General features: G+C 71.3%; 1 protein-coding gene. It reads left to right on the top strand.

Translation table 11 applies throughout. The features are described from left to right. Positions 1 to 370: 370 nt before the first annotated feature. Positions 371 to 2,125, top strand: a complete 1,755-nt coding sequence (locus FOY91_RS21160) for a GAF domain-containing protein (protein ID WP_162527306.1) — start codon at positions 371 to 373, stop codon at positions 2,123 to 2,125. Positions 2,126 to 2,349: the final 224 nt, after the last annotated feature.

Here is a 2,349-nt window from a genome sequence, read left to right as displayed (position 1 = left end):
GGGCCGGACGCACCGCCGCCGCCGCCCGCGCAGCAACCGGCCGCCGCAGTCGCACCGGCGGCCACCGCCACGCCGGCCGGCACCGTGGCACCGGCCGCCGCCAAGGCGCTCTGACCCGAACGAGCGCCACCCCGCGCCGCCGGCCCTCCGGCGGCGCGGTCATGTCGGGCGCCGGCACCGCCCCTCCGAGGCAGCGGCTGACCGGACCATCGCCCTGGCATCGCGCGAAACGCGATGCGCGCGCCGGCCGCCCCGGCTTTCCGCGCCCGCCATGCCGATTGAAAAACAGGAGGGAAGCGCCTCTAATCCTCCCGGTCGATCGGCGCGCCGCGTGCGGGGCAGGCGGTGCGCGGCGAGGGGGAGAGCGGCGGTGCGGTTGCGTTTCTGGGGTACGCGCGGATCGCTGGCGAAGCCCGGCCCCAGCACCTTGCGCTACGGCGGCAACACCTCGTGCGTGGAGGTCACCTCGGCGCGCGGCACCCGGCTGGTGATCGACTGCGGCACCGGCGGGCACGAACTGGGGCAGGCGATCATGCGCGAGGGCAAGCCGTCGCGCGGGCACATGATTATCAGCCACACCCATTGGGATCACATCCAGGGCATCCCCTTCTTCACCCCGTTCTTCGTGCCGGGCCACGAATGGGATCTCTACGCGCCGCAGGGCTTCGGCGAGTCGCTGCGCGACACGCTGGCCGGGCAGATGGAATATACCTATTTCCCGGTGACGCCGGAGGCGTTCGCGGCGCGGGTCGACTATAACAATCTCGGCGAGGGACGCTTCACCGTCGAGGATTTCACGATCCACACGCGCTACCTCAACCACCCCGCGCTCACGCTGGCGTTCCGCATCGAGGCGGACGGCGCGACGCTCGTCTATGCCTGCGATCACGAACCGCACGAGGCGGACGCGGGATCGGGCGCGGTGGCGCTGGAGGACGAGGATCTGGCCCATGCCGGCTTCATGGCCGGGGCCGATCTCATCATCCACGACGCGCAGTATCTCGCCGCCGAATATGCCGCCAAGCGCGGCTGGGGGCACAGCACGATCGATTATGCGGCGGTCGTCGCCCGCACCGCCGGGGTGAGGCGGCTGGTGCTGACCCACCATGATCCGATGCGCAGCGACGAGGCGATCGACGCGGCGGTGGCGGACCTGCGGCGGGCGGCGCCCGATATCGACATCATCGCCGCCGCCGAGGGCATGGTGATCGACCTCGGCAACCACGACCTGCCCGTCGCCACGCCCGAGGCCGGCGGGCAGGATGCGATCCGCGAGGGCCCGGCCGGCGAGGTGCCGCGCGTGCTGCTGATCGCGGCCGAGGGCAGCATCACCGACCGGATCGCCCGCGCGCTCGCCGACGAGCCGATCCGGCTGGTCCACACGGGCGACATGGCCGAGGCCGCACGACTGGCCGGCGACCTTCGCCCGGGGCTGGTGCTCGTGGAAAGCGGGCTGGCGGAAACCGGCGCGGTGATCGGCCTGCTGGCCGGGCAGGACCGGGCCGGCGTGCCGATCGTGCTGCTGGCCGGCGAGGGGCCGACGGGCGACGTGGCGGTGGACCGGCTCGACGAGCCGTGGTCGTGCGAATATGCCCGCACCCGCATCCGCACCTGGCTGATGCGCGCCGAATGCCACTGGGCACGCGCCGCCATCCCGGCGGACGAGGCGGCGCGGCTGGGGGCGCTGCATGCACTCGGCCTGCTCGATACGCCGCCGGAGGAACGCTTCGACCGGCTGACGCGACTGGCGGCGGCGCTGTTCCGAGTGCCGGTGGCGGTCATCAGCCTCGTCGATGCGGACCGGCAGTGGTTCAAGTCGACCACCGGCACCGACCTGTGCGAAACGCCGCGCGAAAGCTCGTTCTGCGCGCATGCGGTGGCGGCGCGGGCGATGCTGGTAGTGCCGGATACGTTCGCCGACACACGCTTCCGCGACAACCCGCTGGTCACCGCCGATCCACGCATCCGCTTCTACGCAGGCGCGCCGATCCATGCACCCGACGGGCAGCCCATCGGCACGCTCTGCATCCTCGATACCCGCCCCCGCGATCTGAGCGAGGCAGAGCGCGGGCAACTCTCCGATCTGGCGGCGACGGTCGAAGCGGAGTTCGCCCGCAAGGCCTGAACATTCCGGCACCAGCCGTGCGCTTACGCGAATGACTCTCATTAGTCGTTGACGATGATAATCCTTAGCAATAGTGGAGCAACGAACCCGGAAAACCGGAACAAAGGGATCATCCACATGTTGCATCGCGCCGACGCGAACCGAACGAGCCTCCTCGCCCTCTCCTGCGTCGGCTTCGTCGCATCGGCCGGCGGTGCCTCCCCGGTGCTGGCGCAGGGCACCAC

It is taken from the genome of Alterirhizorhabdus solaris (assembly GCF_007785815.1).
Lineage (GTDB): Bacteria > Pseudomonadota > Alphaproteobacteria > Sphingomonadales > Sphingomonadaceae > Alterirhizorhabdus > Alterirhizorhabdus solaris.
Note: the sequence above shows the minus strand (reverse complement) of the source record. Positions and strands in the feature narration are given on the sequence as shown.